The organism is Streptomyces sp. NPDC001002 (assembly GCF_053599215.1).
Window position 1 is genome coordinate 1 of the sequence record NZ_JBSFLV010000270.1, and the last position, 5,505, is coordinate 5,505.

The 5,505-nt window shown below is 68.8% G+C and carries 3 protein-coding genes and 1 pseudogene; all 4 read left to right on the plus strand.

The window, feature by feature from the left end:
* Nucleotides 1–92: pseudogene (locus ACWDR3_RS47060) on the plus strand (polysaccharide lyase family 7 protein); the annotation flags it as partial.
* Between the two features lie 382 nt (nucleotides 93–474).
* Entirely contained in the window at nucleotides 475–2,556 is a 2,082-nt protein-coding gene (gene glgX / locus ACWDR3_RS47065) for a glycogen debranching protein GlgX (protein ID WP_450358841.1), read from the plus strand.
* A 2-nt stretch (nucleotides 2,557–2,558) separates the two neighbouring features.
* Nucleotides 2,559–4,706 carry an AGE family epimerase/isomerase gene (locus ACWDR3_RS47070; protein ID WP_450358842.1) on the plus strand — a complete coding sequence of 716 codons (2,148 nt, stop codon included), beginning with the start codon at nucleotides 2,559–2,561 and terminating at the stop codon, nucleotides 4,704–4,706.
* Between the two features lie 39 nt (nucleotides 4,707–4,745).
* The coding region (locus ACWDR3_RS47075; RefSeq protein ID WP_450358843.1) for an IS701 family transposase at nucleotides 4,746–5,505 on the plus strand (760 nt) is incomplete at its 3' end.

A 5,505-nucleotide genomic window follows, 5' to 3' on the forward strand; every position in this document is an offset into this window, starting at 1 on the left:
CGCGCTCCGAGTTGCGGGAGATGAACCGCAGCGGCAGCGCCGCCAACTGGTCGCTGAGCGGAAGCCACAAGCTGAGCGCGACCCTGCGTGTGCAGACGCGCTAGCTTGAGGTGCTAGTGCCCTTTAACGGGCGTGGGGGTTCAAGTCCCCCCTCGGACACCAGCCGATCCCCTCGGCCGCTCAGCGGCCGGGGGGATTTTTGTCGTTCCCGGCCCGCGGGCCCCCTCCCCCCACCTGCCGGGTCCCACACCTGTCGAGTTGTGCGGGTACCCCACCAGTTTTACAAGTCACTTGACTCAACCTTACAAGGCTTGTTGACTGGCTTGGGTGCAGCCAGCCATGTCACGGAACCACCGTCAGACGGATTCGCAAGGGACCTGACTGACGCTCGACTACTCAGGTGACAAGAGGTGAAGCTCTGTGAAGGTCCAGGGAAGCCTGACGTTGGAGCCACGAGCGGAGGCGACATCGAGAGTGTCACCCGGGCGCCCGCAGCCACTGGGCGCCAGCGTCGACGCGGACGGGGTGAACTTCTCGATTTTCTCCGAGTACGCGACCAGGGTCGATCTGCTGCTCTTCGACCGCTGTGACGCCCCGCGCCCCTCACGGGTGATCCGGCTCCACCCCGAGCAGCACCGCAGCTTCCATTTCTGGCACTGTCACGTGGCGGGCCTCGGCCCCGGCCAGGTGTACGCGTACCGGATCGACGGCCCCCGCAACACCCCGCACTCCGGCGGCCGTTTCAACCACCGCAAGGTGCTGCTCGACCCCTACTCGCGGGCCAACATCAACACCTGCTGGGACCGCGGCCGCGCGGTCGGCGTGAGCGACAACGTCGAGCACTCCATGCGCAGTCTGGTCGTCGACCTCGACGACTACGACTGGGAGGGCGACCAGCCGCTGAACACGCCCATGGCGGACACGGTGATCTACGAGGCGCACGTGCGCGGTCTGACCGCCTCCCCCACCTCGCACACCACCCACCCGGGCACCTTCTCGGCGGTCGTGGAGCGGATCCCGGACCTCCAGCGGCTGGGCATCACGGCCGTCGAGCTGTTACCGGTCTTCGACTTCGACGAGACCCAGACCCTGCGCATCGGCCCGGACGGCACCCCGCTGCGCAACTACTGGGGCTACGACCCCTACGGCTTCTTCGCCCCGCACACCGGTTACTGCGCCCAGCCCCATCTCGCCGGACACATCACCGAGTTCCGCGACATGGTCAAGGCGCTGCACAAGGCCGGCATCGAGGTCATCCTCGACGTGGTCTTCAACCACACCAGCGAGGGCAACGAGTTCGGGCCGACGATCAGCTTCCGCGGCGCGGCCAACGAGGCGTACTACCACCTGTGGCCGCAGGACCGCAGCCGCTACATGGACTTCACGGGCTGCGGCAACGCTGTCAACGCCAACCACCCGATGGTCACCAAGTTCATCCTGGAGTGCCTGGAGTACTGGGTCACCGAGCACCACGTCGACGGCTTCCGCTTCGACCTGGCCTCGGAGATGTCCCGCGGTCCGATGGGCTACGAGATGGCGGTGCCGCCCGCGCTGTGGGCCATCGAGCTGTCGCAGGTGCTCGCCGAGACGAAGATCATCGCCGAGCCGTGGGACGGCGGCGGCCTGTACCAGGTCGGCCGGTTCCCGGGGAAGCGCTGGGCGCAGTGGAACGGCCCGTTCCGGGACGACGTACGGCGCTTCGTGCGCGGGGACGCCGGTCTGGTCGGGGAGATCGCCTCCCGGCTCGGCGGGTCCGCGGACCTGTTCTTCCCGCAGCAGGTGCTGCCGACCAACAGCATCAACTTCGTGACCTGTCACGACGGGTTCACGCTCAACGACCTGGTCTCGTACAACCACAAGCACAACCACGCCAACGGCGAGGCGAGTGCCGACGGGGCGCACGAGAACTTCAGCTGGAACTGCGGGGTCGAGGGCCCCACGGACTCCGAGGAGGTCGAGCGGCTGCGGGTGCAGCAGATCAAGAACCTGCTGTCGATCCTGATGCTGAGCCGGGGCGTGCCGATGCTGCTGGCCGGCGACGAGTTCCGCAACAGCCAGCAGGGCAACAACAACGCCTACTGCCAGGACAACGAAGTCTCCTGGCTGGACTGGGACCAGGCCGAGAAGGAGACGGAGATACGTTCCTTCACGGAGCGGGTCATCGCCCTGCGCAAACGGTTCGCGACCTTCCGCGAACCGCGCTTCTTCACCGAGCGGCGCAACGACCGGGACATGGCCGACGTGACCTGGCACGGCACCCAACTGCACTGCCCGGGCTGGGAGGACGCCGACGCGCGCGTCCTGGCCGTGACGCTGGGCGGCTTCGGGGGCGAGCCGGACCTGCACATGATCCTCAACATGTACCACCTGGGTCTGGACTTCGAACTCCCGGCCGTAGCGGGCCACATCTGGCACCGGATCCTCGACACGGCCTGCACCGGATCGCGCGACCTGCTCGCGCCCGGTCAGGAGGAGCCCGTCGAGGCGGACGTCATCCACGCACACGGCCGCAGCGTCGTCCTGCTGGTCGCCTTACCGAATGAGAAGGACGCCTGACGATGACCGACACCGCCAACCACCGCATCCTCTCCGACACCGTCGCCGGCTACGTCACCTACTTCAGCCCCACCGAGCACCGCTTCGGGCTGCGCACCTCCGACGGACGCGAGTTCACCGCGCACCTGGCCCGCAACGTCGTCTCCCGCATCGTCCGCAACCTCGGCGACCCCTACCAGGACACCACCGCGCAGACCCAGGACATGCTCAGCACCGGGCGCTTCCTGTTCGCGTACGGCGTCTTCTACGAGTGGGAGGGCGGCTCGCGCTTCGAGGTGAAGGAGATCACCTTCGCCGAGGAGAGCCGCGGCCACTACGTCTTCGAGCACCCCCGCTGGTGGGTCCAGCAGGCCACCGAGATCGCCGACTTCTATCTGCGCGGCCAGTTCCCCGACGGCGACTACGACTGGCGCCACTACCGCACCCAACTCACGCTCGACGGCGCCCAGTTGCCCGAGCACGCCGGGCAGAACGTGCGGCAGGAGACCGACACCATCTCCCGACTGGTGTACGGCCTGTCGACCGCGTACCTGCTGACCGGCGAGGACCGGTTCCTGGACGCGGCCGAGAGCGGCACGGAGTACCTGCGCCAGTACATGCGCGTGGACGACAAGCACGACGGGATCGTCTACTGGTACCACGGCATGGACATCACCCCGACCGGGCGGCGCAAGGTCTACGCCTCGGAGTTCGGCGACGACTACGACGCCATCCCGATGTACGAGCAGATCTACGCGCTGGCCGGGCCCACCCAGACCTACCGGGTGACCGGCGACCCGCGGATCCTCCAGGACATCGACCGCACGGTGGCGCTCTTCCAGCGCTACTTCCGGGACGAGGAGCGCGGCGGCTTCTTCTCGCACATCGACCCGATCAACCTGAGCCCGTGCGACGACGCCCTGGGCCGCAACCGGTCCCGCAAGAACTGGAACTCGGTCGGCGACCACGCCCCCGCGTATCTGATCAACGCCTACCTGGCCACCGGGCGCACGGACTTCGCCGAGCTCCTGGAGGAGACCGCGGACACCATCGTGGCCCGCTTCCCGGACGAGCCGGAGAGCCCCTTCGTACAGGAGCGCTTCCACGAGGACTGGAGCGCGGACCGGACCTGGGGCTGGCAGCAGGACCGTGCCGTGGTCGGGCACAACCTCAAGATCGCCTGGAACCTGACCCGGATAAGGGCACTGCACGACAAGCCGGAGTACGCCGAGGCCGCCCGCCGGATCGGCGAGATCATGCCGCCGGTCGGCAGCGACCAGCAGCGCGGCGGCTGGTACGACGTCGTCGAGCGCAAGCCCGACGCGGACAGCGGCATCCACCGCATGGTCTGGCACAACCGCAAGGCCTGGTGGCAGCAGGAGCAGGCGATCCTCGCCTATCTGATCCTGGCCGGCACCGGCGACGACCCCGAGTCGCTGCGCCTGGCCCGGGAGGCCGCCGCCTTCTACAACGCCTTCTTCCTGGACCACCAGGACGGCGGCGTGTACTTCAACGTGCTGGCCGACGGCATCCCGTACCTGGTGGGCACCGAGCGGTTCAAGGGCTCGCACGCCATGGCCGGCTACCACGCGCTGGAACTGTGCTACCTCTCGGCGGCCTACACCGGGCTGCTGATCAGCCACGAGCCGCTGACCCTGCACTTCCGGCCGCGCCCGGCCGATCTGCCGCAGCGGGAGCTGCGGGTGGCACCCGATCTGCTGCCCACCGGTTCGGTGGAACTGACCCGGGTGTGGGTCGACGGCAAGGAGCACCACAACTTCGACGCCAAGCTGCTGACCGTGAAGCTGCCGGAGAGCGACGAGCCGGTGCGGGTGCGGGTCGAGCTGGAGCCGGCGCGGATGCGGCTGCGGGTGCGCAGCGAGGTGGCCGGCGGCACCGCGCACGTGCGCTGCTCCGGTGCCGTCGACACGGTCGAGCTGGACCGCTTCCGGCACGTGCTGGCCGAAGTGATGGCGGCCGGACCGCGCCGGGTCGAACTGCACCTGGGCGAACTGACCGAGATGTGCCGGCCCGCGGTCAACGAGCTGCTCGTGCAGCGCACCAAGGCGGGCCTGGAAGTCGACTTCGTGGTCGTGGGTTCCGTACTGCCCGAGGTACGGGAAGCCCTGCAGGCCACCGACGCCTTCCTGTTCGAGGGCGAGGAGGACTGAGCCGACATGACCACGACGCTGCTTCCCCCCAGGTACGTCATGGACCGGCCGGCACCGACGGCCGTGCCGCACGAGCCGGTGGACTTCTCCGCCTACTGCCAGGACCTCTTCGGCGCGCTGTCCCGCTCCGACCAGCGCCGCTGGGGCGAGGTCTACGTCCGGGGCCTGCTCGATGTGCCCGGGCGCAAGACGCCGGCCCGGATCACCGAAGAGGTGCTGGGGCGCCGGGCGGTCCAGCAGATCCAGCAGTTCGTCAACCAGAGCCCGTGGCCGTGCCGGCCGGTGCGGGAGCGGCTCGCCCACCGGATCAGCCGGGCGCTGCAGGCCGAGGCCTGGTGCTTCGACGAGGTCGTCTTCGCCAAGAACGGCGACCGTTCGGTGGGCGTGGCGCGGCAGTACGCGCCCTCGCTGGAGCGGACCGTCAACTGCCAGCTGGCGCTGGCCACTTCGCTGGCCGGACGGTACGGCGGGGTGCCGGTGAGCTGGCAGTTGCTGCTGCCGCAGCGCTGGGACCGGGACGAGGCGCTGCGCACGCAGGCGCACGTCCCGCCCCAGGAGCGCGCCAAGCCGCGCTGGCGGTATGTGCTGGAAGCGATCGACGAGATGCTGGAGGAGTGGTACCTGGAGCCGCTGCCGGTGCTGGTGGACTGGCGCTGCGACGGTGATGTGACGCCGTTGCTGCACGGTCTGGAGGCGCGCGGGCTCGCCTATCTGGTGGAGGTGGAGAACCCGGCCTGGTACACGGCCTACACGCCCTACCAGCCGGAGATCTCGCAGGGCCGCCTTGAGGCTCTGCTCA